13 protein-coding genes are annotated in these 18,216 nt (G+C 73.7%); 7 read left to right on the top strand and 6 right to left on the bottom strand.

The genetic code is table 11. The features are described 5' to 3' along the window. Window positions 1–46 precede the first annotated feature (46 nt). Together A949_RS0115865 and A949_RS0115860 are read right to left on the bottom strand one after the other, a co-directional pair. A complete protein-coding gene (locus tag A949_RS0115865) occupies window positions 47–691 on the bottom strand; it encodes an IclR family transcriptional regulator (protein WP_019357003.1) in 645 nt (214 codons plus the stop codon). Window positions 692–1,219: 528 nt separating this feature from the next. Further along, window positions 1,220–3,028, bottom strand: coding sequence for a DEAD/DEAH box helicase (locus A949_RS0115860; protein ID WP_019357002.1), 1,809 nt, complete (start codon window positions 3,026–3,028; stop codon window positions 1,220–1,222). Between the two features lie 1,306 nt (window positions 3,029–4,334). On the opposite strand from A949_RS0115860, the gene A949_RS0115850 reads away from it, so the two are divergent. The 5 genes from A949_RS0115850 to A949_RS0115830 all read left to right on the top strand — a co-directional run bounded on the left by A949_RS0115850 (window position 4,335) and on the right by A949_RS0115830 (window position 10,581). Further along, complete coding sequence (locus A949_RS0115850) at window positions 4,335–5,774, top strand: FG-GAP repeat domain-containing protein (protein ID WP_019357001.1); 1,440 nt, start codon at window positions 4,335–4,337, stop codon at window positions 5,772–5,774. A 438-nt stretch (window positions 5,775–6,212) separates the two neighbouring features. Further along, a complete protein-coding gene (locus A949_RS0115845) occupies window positions 6,213–7,784 on the top strand; it encodes an MFS transporter (protein WP_019357000.1) in 1,572 nt (523 codons plus the stop codon). Between the two features lie 58 nt (window positions 7,785–7,842). Next, the gene (locus A949_RS0115840) at window positions 7,843–8,748 is read left to right on the top strand and encodes a LysR family transcriptional regulator (RefSeq protein ID WP_019356999.1); all 906 of its coding nucleotides are present in this window, start codon (window positions 7,843–7,845) and stop codon (window positions 8,746–8,748) included. Window positions 8,749–8,926: 178 nt separating this feature from the next. After that, window positions 8,927–9,499: a cysteine dioxygenase family protein gene (locus tag A949_RS0115835; protein WP_026004688.1), complete on the top strand. Its 573-nt coding sequence runs from the start codon at window positions 8,927–8,929 to the stop codon at window positions 9,497–9,499. Beyond that, complete coding sequence (locus tag A949_RS0115830) at window positions 9,499–10,581, top strand: YeiH family protein (RefSeq protein ID WP_019356997.1); 1,083 nt, start codon at window positions 9,499–9,501, stop codon at window positions 10,579–10,581. The genes A949_RS0115835 and A949_RS0115830 overlap by 1 nt, the downstream gene beginning before the upstream one ends. Before the next feature lie 80 nt (window positions 10,582–10,661). Here A949_RS0115830 and A949_RS0115825 read toward each other — a convergent pair whose 3' ends face one another. Together A949_RS0115825 and A949_RS0115820 are read right to left on the bottom strand one after the other, a co-directional pair. After that, the gene (locus A949_RS0115825; RefSeq protein ID WP_019356996.1) at window positions 10,662–11,351 is read right to left on the bottom strand and encodes a response regulator; all 690 of its coding nucleotides are present in this window, start codon (window positions 11,349–11,351) and stop codon (window positions 10,662–10,664) included. 24 nt (window positions 11,352–11,375) lie between these two features. Next, on the bottom strand, window positions 11,376–12,539 hold the full coding sequence (locus A949_RS0115820; protein ID WP_019356995.1) for a sensor histidine kinase: 1,164 nt from the start codon (window positions 12,537–12,539) through the stop codon (window positions 11,376–11,378). Between the two features lie 330 nt (window positions 12,540–12,869). Here A949_RS0115820 and A949_RS0115815 point away from each other — a divergent pair, with 330 nt between their 5' ends. Together A949_RS0115815 and A949_RS35585 are read left to right on the top strand one after the other, a co-directional pair. Further along, a complete protein-coding gene (locus A949_RS0115815) occupies window positions 12,870–14,357 on the top strand; it encodes an alpha/beta hydrolase (RefSeq protein ID WP_019356994.1) in 1,488 nt (495 codons plus the stop codon). A gap of 44 nt (window positions 14,358–14,401) precedes the next feature. Further along, a complete protein-coding gene (locus A949_RS35585) occupies window positions 14,402–14,737 on the top strand; it encodes a hypothetical protein (protein WP_158687591.1) in 336 nt (111 codons plus the stop codon). Here A949_RS35585 and A949_RS0115805 read toward each other — a convergent pair. After that, window positions 14,724–17,042, bottom strand: coding sequence for a molybdopterin cofactor-binding domain-containing protein (locus A949_RS0115805; RefSeq protein WP_019356992.1), 2,319 nt, complete (start codon window positions 17,040–17,042; stop codon window positions 14,724–14,726). The two genes, A949_RS35585 and A949_RS0115805, sit on opposite strands and share 14 nt — an antisense overlap. Before the next feature lie 75 nt (window positions 17,043–17,117). Continuing rightward, window positions 17,118–18,216: (2Fe-2S)-binding protein (locus A949_RS35900; RefSeq protein WP_019356991.1), on the bottom strand; the 1,099-nt coding region annotated here is incomplete at its 5' end.

Below are 18,216 nucleotides of genomic sequence, written 5' to 3'. Positions count from 1 at the left end.
ACGCAGACCCCGCGCCGGGTCCCGTACCGGTCCGCACCCGGACCGCTCAGCGCAGCGCAGCGGCCGCCTCGTCGGCGGCCCGCACCACCCGGTGGCCGACCTGTTCGGGCACCGTCTCGGACAGCATCACCACGCCCACACTGCCCTCGATCCCGTTCACGCCCAGCACCGGCGCCGCGGCACCGCTGGCACCCGCCTCCAGCTCCCCGTGGGTGAGCACGAAGCCGGGACCGCACTCGCCGTCGACACCGCGCCCGGCGAGTATCGCGCGGCCCGCGGCGCCCTTGTCGAGCGGATGGCGGAACCCCGTGCGGTAGGCGACGTGGTAGTCCGTCCAGCTCGGTTCGACCACCGCGACGGCCAGTGCCTCGGTGCCGTCGACGAGGGTGAGGTGCGCGGTGGCGCCCACGTCCTCGGCCAGCGAGCGCAGCGCGGGCAGCGCCGCCTCCCGTACCAGCGGATGGACTTGGCGCCCCAGGCGCAGCACCCCGAGCCCGACCCGCGCCCGGCCGCCGAGGTCGCGGCGGACGAGGGCGTGCTGCTCCAGAGTGGCCAGCAGCCGGTAGACCACGGTGCGGTTGACGCCGAGCTTGTTGGACAGCTCGGTGACGGTGAGGCCGTGGTCGGTGTCGGCCAGTAATTTGAGGACACGCAGCCCTCGGTCGAGCGTCTGAGAGGTTTCCGCGGTCACGACGCCCCCCTCCCTCGGGTGAGTGACGGCAGCCGCGAGGGCGGACGCGTTCGAAAGCCACCTCCCCCGGCCCCCGGCCTGGGTCGGCGCCCCGAGCGCAGCGCTGGAGGCCGCCGGTCGCGGTGGCACTGGAAAGAGCTGTTGCGCAGCGAGCTGGGCAAACTGAGTGTCAACGGGATAACCGGCCGCCCGCGGCACCTCGCCACGGGCTGTGTGTCCGGGAAATTTAGCGAGCAGCACCGCTGACCGGAAGAGTCTGTCCAGAATCCGGGCGCCGCCTGACCGCCTTCGCCGCAAACGTCCCGAAGGTACGGTCTCGTATTCCTTTCGGAACTCCTTCTCCCGCCCGAAGGGCCTTCCGAGCGAATTTCCGTGGAATTTCCGAACGGTTGCCGAATGAATTCCTGTTCTCCGGCCGGACCGCAGGACGGCCGACATACCGAACGGATTCTCCCGGAGGCTCCGGGGACGGCGGCGCACGCCGGGACCCGCCCACCGCGCGCCGGGGGCCGCCCGCACCGGGCCCGGTCAGCTCATCCGGGTGGCCCACTCCCGCACCTTGGCGATACGGGCCTCGATCTGGTGCGCGGTCGCCTCCGCGCTGGGCGGCCCGCCGCACACCCGCCGCAGCTCGGTGTGGACGACCCCGTGCGGCTTCCCGCTCTGGTGCACGTAGGCACCCACCAGATTGTTCAGCGTGCGGCGCTTCTCCAGCAGTTCCTTGTGGGTGACCACGGGCCGCTTGTCGGCGGGCGTCTCCAGCAGATCGGCCTCGCTGTCCGGCCGCTTCCTGCTGTGCGCGATCTGCCGGGCCTGCCGCTTCTGGAGCAGCATCTGCACCTGGTCGGGCTCCAGCAGCCCCGGGATGCCGAGGTAGTCCTGCTCCTCCTCGCTGCCCGGGTGGGCCTGCATGCCGAACTCGGCACCGTCGTACATCACCCGGTCGAAGACCGCGTCCGACTCCAGCGCCTCGAAGGGCAGCTGGTCCCCGTCGGCGCCCTCCTCGTCCTGCTCCCGCTCCGCCTCCTCGAGCAGGTCGGCCTCCTCGGCGTACGGATCGTCCTCGCCACCCTTCTTCGGCTTGTCGAGGACGTGGTCGCGCTCGACCTCCATCTCGTTGGCGAAGGTCAGCAGGGTGGGGATCGTCGGCAGGAAGACCGACGCCGTCTCGCCGCGCCGCCGGGAGCGGACGAAGCGGCCGACGGCCTGCGCGAAGAAGAGCGGGGTGGAGACGGTGGTCGCATACACCCCGACGGCCAGCCGTGGCACGTCCACGCCCTCGGAGACCATGCGGACGGCGACCATCCAGCGGTCGGCAGGATTCTCCGAGGTCCGAAATTCCTCGATGCGCTGCGAGGCGCCGGTGTCGTCGGAGAGCACCACGGTCGGACCGGTACCGGTGATCTCGCGGAGCAGTTTGGCGTAGGCGCGGGCCGAGTCCTGGTCGGAGGCGATGACCAGGCCGCCCGCGTCGGGCACCGCCTTGCGCACCTCCGTCAGCCGGTGGTCGGCCGCGCGCAGCACGGCGGGCATCCACTCGCCGCGCGGCGCCAGCGCCGTCCGCCACGCCTGGGAGATGGCGTCCTTGGTCATCGGCTCGCCGAGCCGGGCCTCGATCTCATCCCCGGCCTTGGTCCGCCAGCGCATGTTGCCGCTGTAGGAGAGGAAGATGACGGGCCGCACGACGCCGTTGGCGAGCGCGTCTCCGTACCCGTAGGTGTAGTCCGCGACCGACCTGCGGATGCCCTCGCCGTCCTCGGCGTACTCCACGAAAGGGATCGGGTTGGTGTCCGAGCGGAACGGCGTGCCGGTCAGCGCGAGCCGCCGGGTGGCGGGCTCGAACGCCTCCTGGCACGCCTCGCCCCAGGAGCGGCTGTCCCCGGCGTGGTGGATCTCGTCGAGGATGACGAGGGTCTTGCGCTGCTCGACCCGGTTGCGGTGCAGCATCGGCCGGACACCCACGCCCGCGTAGGTGATCGCGACCCCCTGGTACTCCTTGCTCAGCGGGCCCGCGCTGTACTCCGGATCCAGCTTGATGCCCACCCGTGCCGCGGCCTCGGCCCACTGCTTCTTCAGATGCTCGGTCGGCGCGACGACGGTGACCTGCTGCACGACGTGATGGTGCAGCAGCCACGAGGCCAGGGTGAGCGCGAACGTCGTCTTGCCGGCGCCCGGCGTCGCGACGGCCAGGAAGTCGCGCGGCTGCCGCTCCAGGTACGCGTCCATCGCCGCCTGCTGCCAGGCCCGCAGCTTGCTGGCCGTGCCCCAGGGAGCGCGGCCGGGGAAGGCGGGCGACAGATGGTGGTTGTTGCTGGGGGTGGTGGGGGTGGTAGTCACGGTCTCCGGGACGACGGGATGACGACGGGATCAGGTACGGCGGCGGCCTGCCGGCACAGCTGCGCCAACCCTACCGGGGGCGCCGGGCGTCCGGAGCGGCGCCGGGTCGCTGCGCCCGGCCGCCCGCCGGATCACCGGGGCCGGGCCCGGGAGAACCGGTCCGGTCTGCCGTTGTCCCAGTCGAGCGTGAGGCTGCGGCCCCGTCGCCGAGCACCGCCCGTCCGGTCATCGCCCTGCCCCGGCAGCTTCCGCCGAGCCGCAGGCCGCGGCTGACGGTTCCGGAGCAGCGTGCCCCGACGCCCTGCACCGTGTAGGAGCCGCCGTTGACGGTGAAGGTGACGGCCCGGCCCCTGACGCGGTACGGGAAGTACCAGGTTCCCTGCACCGCGTCGATCCCCGCGCCGGATGCGGACCCGCGCTGCCGCGGGGTGCCGCTCCCGCCGGGCCGGGTGGCGCCGGTGGCGGACGCGGGAGGGGACGCCGAGCCCGCCGGGCGGCCGGTCGCGGCCGCGGAGTGTTCGTCCGCGGAGTCCTCCTCCGCTGGGGCCGCCCGGCCCGCGCGGGCGGCCGAGGACGCGGCGGAGTGCGCGGCGGAGGCGGCCGCGGAGTCCGAGGGGCCGGGCCGGGCGCCGGAGGGGCCGGCGCTCCTGCCGGCGCCGGCGGCCGGCCGGGTCCGTTCGGTGGCGCCGGGATTCTTTCCGTCCCCTTCACCCGCGCAGCCGGACAGTGCGAACACCAGAACCGCGGCGGCACCGGTGGCGCGTGAGAATCTTCCCCGCACGGGCATTCCTGCTTCCTCTCTGCCGATCTGCTGATCCGCTGATCCGCTGATCATCCGCGAAAAGGGGCTGCCGCCCGGAACGGAATCCTCCCCGCGGAGAGCGCCGCGGCGGCCCTGACAGTGCCGTCGCACCCGGACGGAATTCCGCGGAGTGCTCCGGATGGACGGCACGGTCCGGCATCTCCGGTGCTCGGCGCAGGCGGCTCCCGCACGGCGGCCGGCCGGGTCCGCGGCACGGCGTACGACCGGGCCGGCGAGGCGGCCACCCGATGGCCGCCCGGTGGCTGTCCGATGGCCGCCCGGCAACGAACCGGCTGCCGCGGGGCAACCCTTCACCCGCCTCGCGGGTCTCACGGACGACTGACCAAAGCCCCGGTCCCGGTCCGCCCCCGCAGGCTCAACTCCATTTGCTCTCCCTGCCGCTGGAGTCCGGAGCACAACGACTCAGGAGGACGAGTGCGTCATCTCGACCGTGCCACCCCCCGCACCACACCCGGTCGCACAGCAACAGCAAGCGCCACCGCCGTGGCCGCCCGCGCCGTCGGCGTGACGGCCGCGCTGGCCGCCGGTCTGCTCTGCGCCACCCCGTCGGTGGCGGCACCGGCGAAGAGCGCCGCAGCGCCCGGCGCCACCACGGCGGCCCGGAGCGCCGCCGCGCCGAAGGCCGACTTCGACGGCGACGGATACGCCGAGACCGTCGCGGCGGCCCCCACGGCAACCGTCTCGGGCAAGTCGTACGCGGGGTACCTCACCGTCACCTACGGCTCGGCGAAGGGCGCGGACGTCTCGCGCCGCCAGCTCTTCAGCGCCAACTCCGCGGGCGTGCCCGGCAGCGCGGAGACCTACGGGGCCTTCGGCCGCAACACCGCGGCCCGTGACTTCGACGGGGACGGCGTCGCCGACCTGGCCGTCAGCGGCAACAAGGGCGTCGTCATCCTGTGGGGCGAGAAGGGCAAGGGCCTCACCAGCGCCACACAGATCTCCGGGGTGAAGAGCGTCACCAGGCTCGTCGCGGGCGACTTCGACGGCGACGAGAAGCCCGACCTCGCCGTGGGCACCGGCGACTTCGACCAGGGGCTGACGGTGCTGTACGGCGGCTTCGGCCGGGACGGCGAGGCGGCCAGGAGCGACACCCGCGAGACCGGCCACCTGTTCGGGCCGACGTCGCTGACGGCGGGCGACGTCACCGGCGACGGCGTCGACGACCTCGTCACCACGCACGCCTTCGAGGAGATGTCGGAGAGCAGCGAGTTCTTCCAGGGTTCGGCCGACGGGCTGGCCACCTCCTCCGAGCACGTCACCGACGCCGAGACCGGCGTCATCGCCGACGTGGACAAGGACGGCTTCGGCGACCTGGTGATCCGCACCGTTCCGGGCGGGGTCGTGGAGGACCTGCCGCACGACCACGGCACGCTCAAGGTGCTCTACGGCTCGGCCGACGGCCCGGGCGCGCACCGCACGAGCACGCTGACCCAGAACAGCCCGGGGGTGCCCGGCGTCAACGAGGAGGGCGACGAGTTCGGCAAGGCCCTCGCCGCGGGCGACGTCAACGGCGACGGCTACGCCGACATCGCGGTCGGTGTGCCGGGCGAGGACATCGGCAGCGGTGCCTCCGGCAAGGACGCCGGTGCCGTCGTCCAGCTCCTCGGCGGCAAGAACGGGCTGACCGGGACGGGCGCGAAGAACTGGGACCAGGGCAGCGCAGGTGTGCCCGGAGTGGTCGAGGCCGGGGACCGCTTCGGCGCGGCCCTGACCATGACCGACACCGACCGGGACGGCCGGGACGACCTGGCTGTCGGCGCGCCCACCGAGGACGGCGGCGCCGACGCCGTGGACGCGGGCGCGGTGTGGGTGCTGCGGGGCACCACGGGCGGACTGACGGCCGACGGCGTCGTCTCCTACGGGCCCAAGGCCCTGGGCGCCCCGGAGGCGGGCTCCCACCTGGGCTCCAGCTTCGCCCGCTGATCCGGCGAGGGCCCGGCGGAACCCGCCGGCCCTGCGGACGGCGCCGGTGCCGCGGTGGGGGCCGCGGCACCGGCGCCGGTGCGTCGGAGGGCCCGACTCGCGTGCAGCGGTGAGGGCGCCACCGGGTCGGGACCCGCCACCCGGAGCGCCGACCATCCGGACGCCGCATGGGTTCCGGCCATGGGTTCCGGCCGGCCCGGCCCACTACGCCGAGGGCCACAGCGAGGCCCCCCCGGCAACGACCACACCGACCCCGGGAAGCACCGGGACCGGGACCGGTACATGAAACTGGTCGAGGGCTGACGCGACGGCCGCTCGCAGACCGGCGCCCCGGGCGGCCCCGGGCCGGAACCGCGGCCGGGACCAGGACCTGCGGCCGAGTGGCAACTCCCACCACAGTAGGTGTCCCCCTCCCAGGGCGGCGCTTACCGTGGTGGCATGTCAGCGACCGAGCCCGGCCCCGCGGCCGTACCGCCGGACGATCCCGCCACCCGCCGCCGGGAGACCGTGCTCAGCAGCACCCACCGGCCGCTGACCTTCGGCATCGTCTCCGTCGTCCTCCTCATCGCCTTCGAGGCGACCGCCGTCGGTACCGCCATGCCGCTGGCGGCCGACGAACTGGACGGCATCCCGCTCTACGCGTACGCCTTCTCCGCCTTCTTCACCACGTCCGTGGTCGGCATGGTCGCCTCGGGCCAGTGGTGCGACCGCCGAGGCCCGCTGCCCCCGCTGACCACCGGCATCGCACTGTTCGCCGGTGGCCTCCTGCTGTCCGGGACCGCCGGGAGCATGTGGCTGTTCATCCTCGGCCGCGCCGTGCAGGGCGTGGGCGGCGGACTGGTGATCGTGGCGCTGTACGTCACCGTCAGCCGCGCCTTCCCCGAGCAGCTGCGGCCCACCGTGATGGCCGCGTTCGCCGCCTCCTGGGTGGTGCCCTCCGTGGTGGGGCCGCTGATCTCCGGCACGGTCGCCGAGCAACTGGGCTGGCGCTGGGTGTTCCTGGGCATCCCGGCACTGGTGGCGCTGCCGCTGCTGGTGATGCTGCCGCCGCTGAGGCGCCGTGCCTCCGGACCGCCCCCGGCCTCCGGTACCGCCGGGGACGGTAGCGGCGAGCGGGGCGAGGGTGCGCGGCGGATCCGGCTCGCGGTCGCCGCCGCACTCGGCGCCGGACTGCTCCAGTACGCCGGTCAGGACCTGCGCTGGAGCGCGCTGCCGCCCGCCGCGGCGGGGCTCGTCCTGCTGGCCCGGTCGCTGCGGGTGCTGCTGCCCCGCGGGACCCTGCGCGCGGCCCGCGGGCTGCCCTCCGTCGTGCTGCTGCGCGGAATGGCGGCCGGCTCCTTCATCGTCGCGGAGAGCTTCGTCCCGCTGATGCTGGTGACCCAGCGCGGGCTGTCGGTCACCCTCGCCGGGCTCACCCTCGCCGCCGGGGGCGCGCTGTGGGCGCTGGGCTCCTTCGCCCAGTCGCGGCCCCGGCTGGAACCGCACCGCGAACGGCTCGTCGTCCTCGGCATGTCCCTGGTCACCGTCGCGGTCGGCTGCACGCCGCTGGTGCTGGTGGAGTCGGTACCCGTCTGGTGCCTCGCCCTGGCCATGGGCATCGGCTGCTTCGGCATGGGCCTGACCATCTCCTCGCTCAGCGTCCTGCTGCTGCGGCTCTCGGCACCGCAGGCGGCCGGACGCAACTCCGCCGCGCTCCAGTTGTGCGACGGGCTCTCCAACGTGCTGCTGCTCGCGCTGACCGGCGCCCTGTTCGCCGCGCTGGGCGGCGGCGCGGTCACCGTCACCGGTGCCGGCGGCGCGGACGCCACGGGCGCGGGCGGCCCGGACGCCGCGCAGCCGACGGCGTTCGCGGCCGTGTACGCCGTCTCGGCGGTCGTCGCCCTCGCCGGCGTCGCGGTGGCCCGACGGCTGCGACCTGAACTCCCCGCCGGCCCGGAACCGGCGAAGCGCCGGACGCCCGTTACGGAAGCGACGCAGGAGCCCACCGAGGCGGCAGTGCCGACGGAGTGATCCAGAAGCGGAGAACCCCGCCTCCCGCACCGACCCAAAATCTGCTTATGGTTCTGCCATGTTCGACTCGCGGCACATCAAGACCTTCCACGAAGTGGTGCGCGCGGGTTCCTACTCCGCGGCGGCCCGGGCGCTGGGCTACACCCAGCCCGCGATCACCCAGCAGATGAAGGCGCTGGAGCGGTCCGTGGGCACCCCGCTGTTCGTGCGCGTCGGCCGCCGGATGCGGCTCACCGAAGCGGGAGAGGCCCTGGCCCGGCACTCCGAGGTGATCCTGGAGAGCATCAGCACCGCACGGCAGCAGATGGAGTCCCTCACCCGGCTGCGGGCGGGCAAGGTCACCGTCTGCGCCTTCCCCAGCGCGGGCGCCACCCTGGTGCCCGAGGCCCTCGCCGAACTCGCCGCCGAACACCCCGGCATACGCGTCGAACTCCAGGAGGACGAGCCGCCCGAATCGCTGCGCCGGGTCGTACGCGGCGAGTGCGACATCACCCTCGCCTTCACCTACCCCGGACTGCGCGAACAGGTACCCGAGGAACTGGTGGAGATCCCGCTGCTGGAGGACCAGCTCACCGTGCTGCTGCCCACCGGCCACCCCATGGCCCGGCGCCGCGCCGTGCAGTTGCGCGAGCTGGCCGACGAACGGTGGATCGCCGGCTGCCTGCGCTGCCGGGCCAACTTCCTGCACGAATGCGCCGAACTGGGCTTCGCGCCCGAGATCGCCTTCACCACCGACGACAACCTGGTGGTGCAGAGCCTGGTCGCCGAAGGGCTCGGCGTCGCCATGGTGCCCGGACTGGTGCTCTCCTTCCTCGTCCACCGGAAGGTCACCGGCCGCGCACTCGACCCCGCCTCCCGCCGCCAGGTCTCCGCGTACGTGCTGCGCGAACACCTGGAGATACCCGCCACGGCACGCGTACTGGCGGCGCTGCGCACGGTCGCGGAGCGCCGCGTCGGCTGCTGACCGCAGCCGTGGAAACCGCGCCCGTACGGGGCCGGCTCCCCTCCGCCCGCGCCGAACCCCGGACGGAACGGGCCCGGCCGCCGGAGGCCGACCGGGCCGCCCTCCCATAAGCAGATACGGGGGAGGGGCCAAGGAACCGTCGTTGGACGTGATACGTGCCCGCCGCGACGCTGCCCGTATGACTGCGACGACGACCACCCCATCCGCCGCCCGGACGGCCGGGCGGCTGCCCGCCCTCGTCGAGGACGTGCGCGAGGCCGTCGGCCGAGGGCTGCCGCCGGACGTGACCGCGTACCTGGTCGGCGAGAAGCTGGCACCGCACCTGGGCGCCGATGACCTGCTGACCGACGCCCAGTGCGCACCCGACCCCGAGCGCTACCGCCAGCACATCCTGCACGCGGAGAGCGACGGCAGCTTCTCCGTCGTCGCCCTGGTGTGGCTGCCCGGACAGGGCACCTCGATCCACGACCACGTCTCCTGGTGCGTGACCGGCGTGCACCAGGGCGAGGAGCACGAGCGCCGCTACCGGCTGCTGCCCGCGGAGGCCGCGGGCAGCAGCGCACGCCTCGTCGCCACCGAGGACGTGGTCAACCCGCGAGGAGCCGTCTGCGGCTTCGCCCCGCCCGGCGACATCCACCGGGTGTGGAACGGCTGCGAAGGCCCGGCCGTCTCCCTGCACATCTACGGAGCGGACATCTCACGGCTGGGCAGCAGCGTCCGCCGGGTCTACGACCTTCCGGCCGACGCCTGATGGCACTTCTCGGCAGCCGCGCACGGGAGACCCCCGGCACCGCCGACCGGCCCGCGGCGAACGGCGCCACCACACCCGCGCCCACACGGAAGCCGAGCCCGCTGCCCGGCCTCGCGTTCACCGCGCTCGGCGTGGCCGCGGCATCCGCCGTGCACCTCCTGGTGCCCGCCGTTCCGATGCTGACGGCCGCAGTCGTGCTCGGCATCGCGGCCGCGCACCTGCCGGGGCTGCGCACCCTGGTCCGCGGCGCCGCCCGCCCCGGGCTCACCCTGGCCGGCAAGCGGCTGATGCGGCTCGGCATCGTGCTGCTCGGGCTCAAACTCGCGCTCGGCGACGTGCTCGAACTGGGCTGGGCCACCGTGGCGATGGTCGCCTGCGTCGTCGTCGCCACCTTCTTCGGCACCGTCTGGCTCGGGCGCAGGCTCGGACTCCCCGGCGACCAGCCCGTACTCGTCGCCACCGGCTACTCGATCTGCGGAGCCTCCGCGATCGGGGCGGTCAGCGAGGTGCGGGGCAGCGAGGAGGAGGACGTCGCCACCTCGGTCGCGCTGGTGACCCTGTGCGGCACCCTCGCCATCCTCGTGCTGCCCCTTCTCCACGGGCCCCTGGGGCTGGACGCCTCGCAGTTCGGACGCTGGGTCGGCGCCGGGGTCCACGACGTCGGCCAGGTCGTCGCCACCGCCCAGACCGGCGGCCCGCAGGCCCTGAACGAGGCCGTCCTGGTCAAACTCCTCCGCGTGCTGATGCTGGCGCCCCTCGTCGCGGCCATGGTCCTCGCCGTACGACAACGCCACGGCGCCGGCCGCGCACCACGAGGCCGGCGCCCTCCCCTCGTACCGCTGTTCGTGCTGGGCTTTCTGGGCATGGTGGCCCTGCGGACCACTGCGTGGCTGCCCGGCGCCGCACTCGACGGCGCCGCCACCGCACAGGAGATCCTGCTGGCCGCCGCGTTGTTCGGACTCGGCAGTGCGGTGCACCTGCCGTCGCTGACCCGCACCGGCATGCGGGTGGCCGGACTCGGCCTCTCCGCCTGGCTCGTCATCGCCGGCGCCTCCTACGGCGGCGTCCTCCTCACCACCTGACCCCTCCCGCAACCCCGGTTCCGGCGGGGTGTTCGCGGGGTCCACCGAATGCGGGTGCGTTCCGGACGCCGACCGGTCGCCTATGGTCGCGGCGTGCTGTCCGCGTCGCGTACCAGGAGCGCGATCTGTACCCGGTTGCGAAGCTCCAGCTTCGCGAAGAGGCTGCTGGTGTGCGCTTTGACCGTGGCGACGCTGATGTCGAGGCGCCGTGCGATGTCCGGATTGTCCAGCCCGTCGGCGATGGCTCTGGCCGTTTCGCGTTCCCGCTCGGTCAGCACGGACATCTTCTCCCGTACCGCTTCGCGGCGGACGTCACGGGCGTGGGCGGAGTCCGTCGCGGTGGCCGCGGCGATCACGCGTGTCATGGCTGCCGGGGAGAGTACGGGCTTGCCGTCCGCGACCGTTCGCACCGCCTCGACGATGCGGGCGGGCGGGGTGTCCTTGAGGACGAACCCGAGTGCGCCGGCGCGCAGCGCACCCAATACCAGACTGTCGGAGTCGAACGTGGTCAGTACCAGGACCCGGGGTGGCGTCGGCCTGCCGAGAAGTTCACGAGTGGCGCTGAGGCCGTCGCGGCCGGGCATGCGTACGTCCATCAGCACGACGTCCGGCCGCCACCGGTCCACCGCGGCGATCGCGGCGTCCCCGTCGGCGGCCTCCGCCACGACGCTGAGGTCGGGTTCGCCGTCCACGACGAGCCGCAACGCCATCCGCACGAGTTGTTCGTCGTCGGCGATGACGACACGTACCGGTTCGCGGTCGCTCTCCACTGAGGTGCTCTTTTCTCGGTGCGGTCAGGGCCAGGGCAGTCGTGCGGTCAGGAGGTACCCGTTCCCGGATGTGGGATGGTGGGCGAGCCGGCCACCCACCAGAGCGATGCGCTCACCGAGGCCGAGCAGCCCGGATCCCGACGACGGTGCTCCCACCGGCCTCTCGGTGGCCCGGGTGTTGTGCACAACGACCTCGAGGGTGCCGCCGGGCCGGCCGTCGAGAGTGACGCGTACGCGGGCACCCGGGGCATGCTTGACGACGTTGGTGAGTCCTTCCTGGACGAGGCGATAGCAGGTGCGCCCGACGGCCGTCGAGGGCGACCCCGTCACCGAGTCGACGAGCGTGACGTCCAGTCCGGACGCGGAGGCGTCAGCGACCAGTTCCGGGATGCGGTCGAGGGAGGGCTGCGGTGCCTCCGGCTGGTCGGGATCGGTCCGGAGCACACCGAGGACGTCGCGGAGCTCCTCCAGCGCCTGGTGGGAGCTGTCGGCGATACCGCGGATCAGCACACCGCTGTCCTCGGCGGTCAGATCGCCGCGGTGGCCCAGCACCGAAGCCTGCATGGCGACCAGGGATATCCGGTGGGCGAGCACGTCGTGCATCTCGCGCGCGATCCGGTTGCGCTCCTGCGCCCGCGCCTGCGCCGCGCGGGCGGACTGTTCGCGTTCCGCGCTCTCGGCACGCTCCCGCAGGGAGCGCACTTCGACGCGTCTCGCCCCGATGGCCGTGCCCACGGCCACCGCGAGACCCGCGGTCATTGCCGAGAACGCGAGTCCGGCCCACCACCAGGTCGCCGTGGAGGCGGGGACCGAGTAGAGCCCTGGGACGAACTGTGACGCCGTGACGTGGGCCAGCGCGATCGCCCCGGTCTCCACCGGACGGCGCCGGGCGGACAGCGAGACCATGGCCAGCAGCGCGGCCCCGGTGGCGAGGGCCGAGACGGTCGCCACGAAGGTGACGGTGAAGCCGACGGCCCGCGGGAACCGCCCGCGCCACCACAGGAGGGCCAGACAGCCGAGGGCCACCAGCGGATCGCCGATGAGGAACCAGGAGTCCGGCGCGGAAACCTCCTCGTGGTGCAGCAGCACACCGGTGACGATCCAGACCGGCATGCCCACGGCGGCCGCCGCTGCCAGCCGCCAGACCTGCTGAGGTCCCGTGAGCCGCGGCACGAGGTCTGTCGTCATCCCGCGCATTATCGCGGACTCACCTGCCCGACGTCTCAGACCACAGGTGGAGGCCCCCTCGACCGAAGTTCGACCAGAGGGTCACCCACGGTCGAAGCCGGATGCGACCGCGGGGACGATGCGGCGGCACGGGCAGCGGGCGAGAGTCGTGTCATGCCGAAATCTCGGGAGACACAGCAGGCATGGCGAGCCGTTGTTGCGGCCGGTCGGCGGAAGGGGACCGATTCGGCACGGACTGCTCCCCCACCATTCCGCCGCCGTCGCGCGCCCCTGCCGAAGGACAGCCGGACGCGCGGGAAGTCGCCGTTGTCCCGCGTTCTTGTCGGCGCGATGGTTCTCGCCACCACGGTGGCGTGCACGTCGGCGTCCGCAGGCGAGGAAGAGGGCAACGAGGCCGCGTCGCCGGCCCTGCGATGGGGCCCGTGCACGAAGGAGTCCGAAGGGGACACGAAGAAGTCCGAGGGGAAGAAGCGGGCCGGCCCGCAGAAGGGCGGCGCGGGGGCCACGTTGCAGTGCGCCACGCTGAAGGTTCCGCTCGACTACCGGAAACCGGACGGCCGGCAGATCGAGATCGCGGTCTCCCGGCTGGCGAGCAGGAAGCCCGCACAGCGCCGTGGCGTACTGCTGACCAATCCGGGCGGCCCCGGACAGTCCGGGCTCGGCTACCCGGCCGCCCTCGCGGGAGCCGGATTGCCCCAGAAGGTGCTCGACTCCTACGACGTGATCGGCTTCGACCCCCGCGGCATGGGGCGCAGCTCCCCGGTGACCTGCGACCTGACACCGGAGCAGCAGGCGCGCGGCAACTTCCCGGCCTATGCGCACTCCGGGGGCGACGTCGCGCGCGAGGCGAAGTTCGCACGGACCGTCGCACGGCAGTGCGCCTCGTCGGAGAGCGCCTGGATGCTGCCGCACACCACCACCGCGAACACGGCCCGCGACATGGACCGGATCCGTGCGGCACTGGGCGAGTCCGAGATCTCCTACCTGGGCACCTCCTACGGCACCTGGCTCGGCGCGGTCTACGCCACGCTGTTCCCCGAGCGCGGTGACCGGATCGTGCTGGACAGCAGCCTGGGGCCCGGCGGGTACGACGCCACCGCCTTCCGGCTGCTGGCCCGCGGCATGAAGGACCGCTTCCCGGATTTCGCCGCCTTCGCGGCCGGAAAACCGGAGTACGGGCTCGGCAGCACCCCCCGGCAGGTGAAGGCGAAGTTCCACGAGTTGGCCGAACGGCTGGACAGGAAGCCCGTCGGCGGCGTGGACGGCACGCTGTTTCGCGCGATCACGCTGGAGGAGATGTTCGTCGAGGGGAAGCTGCCCGAACTGGCCGAGATCTGGCAGGCGCTCGACAAGGGCAAACCTCCGTCCGGCGGCCCGCCTGCGGCCGAGAACGACAACGCGTCGGCCGGCCGCCACTACGTCATCTGCGCGGATTCCCGCTGGTCGAAGAAGATCGGCCACTACCAGCGCACCGCGGCGCACGACCGGCGCCGGTACCCGATGCTGGGCGGTTCCACGGGAAGCATCACGCCGTGCGCGTTCTGGCCGCGCAAGGGGATCGAGAAGCCGGTGCAGGTGAGCGACCGGGGCCCGGAGAACGTGCTCATGGTCCAGAACGCACGCGACCCGGGCACGCCGTTGGCCGGAGCGAGGAAACTGCGGCAGGCGCTGGGTGACCGGGCCAGGATGGTCCTGGTCGACCAAGGCGGCCACGGCGTCTACCCCTTCGGCGGCAGCACCTGTGCCAACGACGCCACCACAGCATTCCTGACCACCGGCAAGCGCCCGGCCGAGGACCGGACCTGTCCGGCAGGGTGACCGGAGGAGCACGCGCGTTCGAGGAGTGGCGGCACCGTCGGGCGGTGCGTCGTGTCGAACCCGGAGACGGGCGGCCCCTCAAACCGTTCCGCTGGTGGCAGACGATGTTCCGGGGGCTCTTCCACCTCCGGCTGCCCGACGGCGACGGTGGGCGGACGCGCTACTCCGTGGACGTGCGGCACTGGATGAACCAGTCGTCCGGTGACGTCAAGGCCCAGCTCCACAGGGACCGCGGATCGCAGCACCGCACCGAGCACTCACAGCCGCCGGGCACCCCAGGGGTGCCCGGCGGCACCGGGATGGGGCCCGTGTGGCCGAAGCCGCCCCGCGGCGGGGAGCAGGCGCCCCCGCGAGGGGGCGCCCGGTTCAGGAGGAGCTGACCGCGGCCTGCGGGCGGATCGGCATCCGATTGACGGGCCGCCCCGTCGCGGCCCGCACCGCCGCCGCAACCGCGGACGGCGTGGTGACGACCGGCGCGGACGACGCGGCCTTCGCCCCGAACGGCGCCACCACATCCCGTTCCTCGACGAGCTTCACGATGCGGATGTCCGGCGCGTCCAGCGCCGTCGGCAGGGCGTAGGCGGTGAAGTCGGCGTGCCGCACGACGCCTTTGGCGACCCGCAGATGTTCGGTGAGAGCGGTGCCGATGCCCTGGGTGATGCCGGCTTCGAGGCGGGCCCGCAGCTGGCGGGGGTTGAGGACGGCGCCGACGTCCTGGGCGAGGGCGACCTCGACGACGCGTACGGAGCCGAGTTCGATGTCGACGTCGACCACGGCGCGCACGGCGGCGAAGGCCAGTCCGACGAAGGCGTCGCCCTGGCCCCATTCGTCGAGCGGCTCGGTGGGGTGGGGGCGGCACTGCGCGGTGGCCCACAGTTCCTTGCCCTCCAGGGCTTCGGCGACTGTCGTGGAGAGCACGCCGTCGTAGGAGGTGATCTTGCCCTCGGAGATGGTGAGCAGTTCGGTGGACATGCCGAACTTCGCGGCGAGGGGCTGCAGGAGCTGGGTGCGGACCATCTTCGCGGCCCGTTCCACCGCGCCGCCGGACACCCAGGTGTGCCGGCCGCGGCCGCTGGCGCCGGAGGGCGGCTGGTCGGTGTCGACGGAGGCGACGTGCACCTCGTCGATGCCGAGCGTTTCCTGGACGATCTGCCGGGCGAGGGTGTCGAAGCCCTGACCGGACTCGACGGCGGCGCACATCACGGTGGCGACGGGGCCGCTGACTTTGACGGTGGCGGTGGAGACCTCGTCGGTGCCCTCGGCGCCGAGCATGTGGACCATGCCGAGCGCGTAGCCCACACCGCGCCGCACGGCCGAGGGGTCGCCGGCGCCTTCGGGGCCGCCGGGCAGCAGCCAGTCGTCCTCGGGCGCGTCCTTGGGCAGTGGGGGGAGCGGCGCCTCGTGGACGGCGGTGAGGAGTTCGGCGACGGGCGCCGGGCAGGTGACGGTCTGGCCGGTGGGCAGCAGGTCGCCGGTGGCCATGGCGTTGCGCCGGCGCACCTCGACGGGGTCGAGGCCGAGCCGTTCGGCGAGTTTGTCCATCTGGCCCTCGTAGGCGGCGCACACCTGGAGGGCGCCTTCGCCGCGCACATGGCCGGAGGGCGGGTTGTTGGTGCGGACGACCCAGCCGTCGATCACGGCGTGCGGGACGACGTAGGGCCCGCAGGCGAAGGAGACGGCGGCGGCGAGCGCGTCGGACGAGGTGTCCGCGTAGGCGCCGCCGTCCAGCAGGATCTGCGCCTCGACCTTGACCAGGTTGCCCGCGCTGTCCGCGTGGTGGCGGTAGCGCAGCAGGGTGGGGTGGCGGTGTGCGTGTCCGAGGAAGGATTCCTCGCGGGTGAGCGCGATCTTGACGGGGCAGCCGGTGCGCATCGCCAGCAGTCCCAGCGGGATCTGGAGCGCCGCGTCCTCGCGGTCGCCCATGGAGCCGGGCACCCCGGTGACGACGATCTTGACTTGTTCGGGCGGGAGTCCGAAGCAGGCGGCTGCCAGGTCGCGGTCGGTGTGCGGGTCGGTGGAGGCGGTGTAGATCTCCACGCCGCCGTCCGGGCGCGGTACGGCGAGTGCGGCCTCGGCTCCGATCGGCGCCGGGTCCTGGCGGCCGATCCGGTAGAGGCCCTCGACGACCACGTCGCCGGTGGCTTCGGGGTCGCCGTAGCGCAGCGGGATGTGCCGCAGCAGGTTGCCGTCCGGGTGCAGCGGTTCGGCCTCGAACGCCTTCTCCGGGTCGGTGACGGCTTCCTGCACCTCGTACTCGACGGCGATGGCCGCGGCGGCCAGCCGCGCCGTGTCCGGGTGGTCGGCGGCGACGGCGGCGATCGGCTCGCCGAAGTAGCGCACCACGTCGCGGGCGAAGGCGGGCTGGTCGGCGATCCTGCGTCCGTGCGCGGAGTCGCCGGGGACGTCCTCGTGGGTGATGACGGCCAGCACACCGGGCATCTTGGCGGCTTCCGCCGTGTCGATGGAGACGATCCGCGCGTGCGGGTACGGCGAGCGGTGCACCGCGGCCCACAGCAGCCCTTCGGCCCACAGGTCCGCCGCGTAGGGGAAGGTGCCCTGCGCTTTGGCGTAGGAGTCGGTGGGGAGGACGGAGACGCCCAGGCCGTGCGGGTCGGGCTCACCGCGGGGGCCCGGCAGCGGGGCGGCGCCTCCGGCGCCGGTGTGCCCGTCAGCCGTTTCCGTCATGCCGCCGCCTTTCTGTGCAGGGTGCGTGCGCGGTGCACCCGGGTGTGGGGGACGCTGCCGCGGGGGCCGGGGGCATCAGGACGTGCCGCCGTTCCCGGGGTACCGGCTCTGGTGCGGGATGTGGGCGCCGTAGCCGCCCTCGTCCCACGTTCCGCTGCCGTGGGTGCCGGGTGCCTCGGGCGGGCCCGGGTACCCGGGTGCAGCCGGGTCGGGCCCGTAACCTGGCGCGCCGCCGTAGCCGTCGGTGCCGGGGGGCGCCGGGTGCCCGCCGGGGCCGGGGCCGTCCTGCTGGTGGCCGGCCGGCTCGTAGCCGCCGGGGGCCCAGGGGCCGGGCCCGTGGCCGCCGGGCTGCTGCCCGTACCCGGCGGCTTCGTAGCCGCCTTGCGGGTCGGGACCGGGGGCGTGGGGCTGCCCGCCGGGCGCCGGGTGCGCCTCCGGCGCCTCGTGCTCGTGCTCGGCCCGGGCCGCGCGCCGCTCCACCACGGTGCGGACGGCGTCCACCACCCCGCGGTATCCCGAACAGCGGCACAGGTTGCCGCTGATCGCCTTGCGGGTCTCCAGGTCGGTGGGCGCGTGGTTGCCCTCCAGCAGATCGTGCACCGTCATCGCGAGTCCGGGTACGCAGAACCCGCACTGCACGGAGCCGCTCTCGGCGAGCGCGCACTGCACGTCCGACGGGGCGCCGTCGACCGACAGACCCTCGACGGTGCGGACCTCGCTGCCGGCGGCGGTGGCGGCGGGCACCAGGCAGGCGGCCACGAGCCGCCCGTCCACCTGCACCGAGCAGGCTCCGCACTCGCCTTGCGAACAGCCGTCCTTGGCTCCGGCGAGGCCCAACCGCTCGCGCAGCACGTACAGCAGCGACTCACCGATCCAGGCGCTGGCGACGGGGCGGTCGACCCCGTTGACCCGCAGCTCGTACGAGACGTGCGGGTGCTCGTCCTCGGTCCGGACGGCCTCGGGGACCGGAGCCGCTTCCTCTCCGGCCGCGGGGGCGGTGCCGTCCCCGGCCGCCTCCGGGGTGCCGTCCCCCGACGGGTGGACCGGTTCCGGGCCGCCGTCGGGCGCGGCCGCGGCGGGGCCGTCCGCCGGGTCGCCCAGGGGTTCCGGGTAGCCACCGGCGGGCTCCGCGGCGGGGGCTGCAACCCCGGCGTCCGCGGTCTCCACCGGCTCG

The organism is Streptomyces sp. AA1529 (assembly GCF_000280905.1).
Taxonomy (GTDB): Bacteria; Actinomycetota; Actinomycetes; order Streptomycetales; family Streptomycetaceae; genus Streptomyces.
This window is presented reverse-complemented; position numbering and strand designations above follow the sequence as displayed.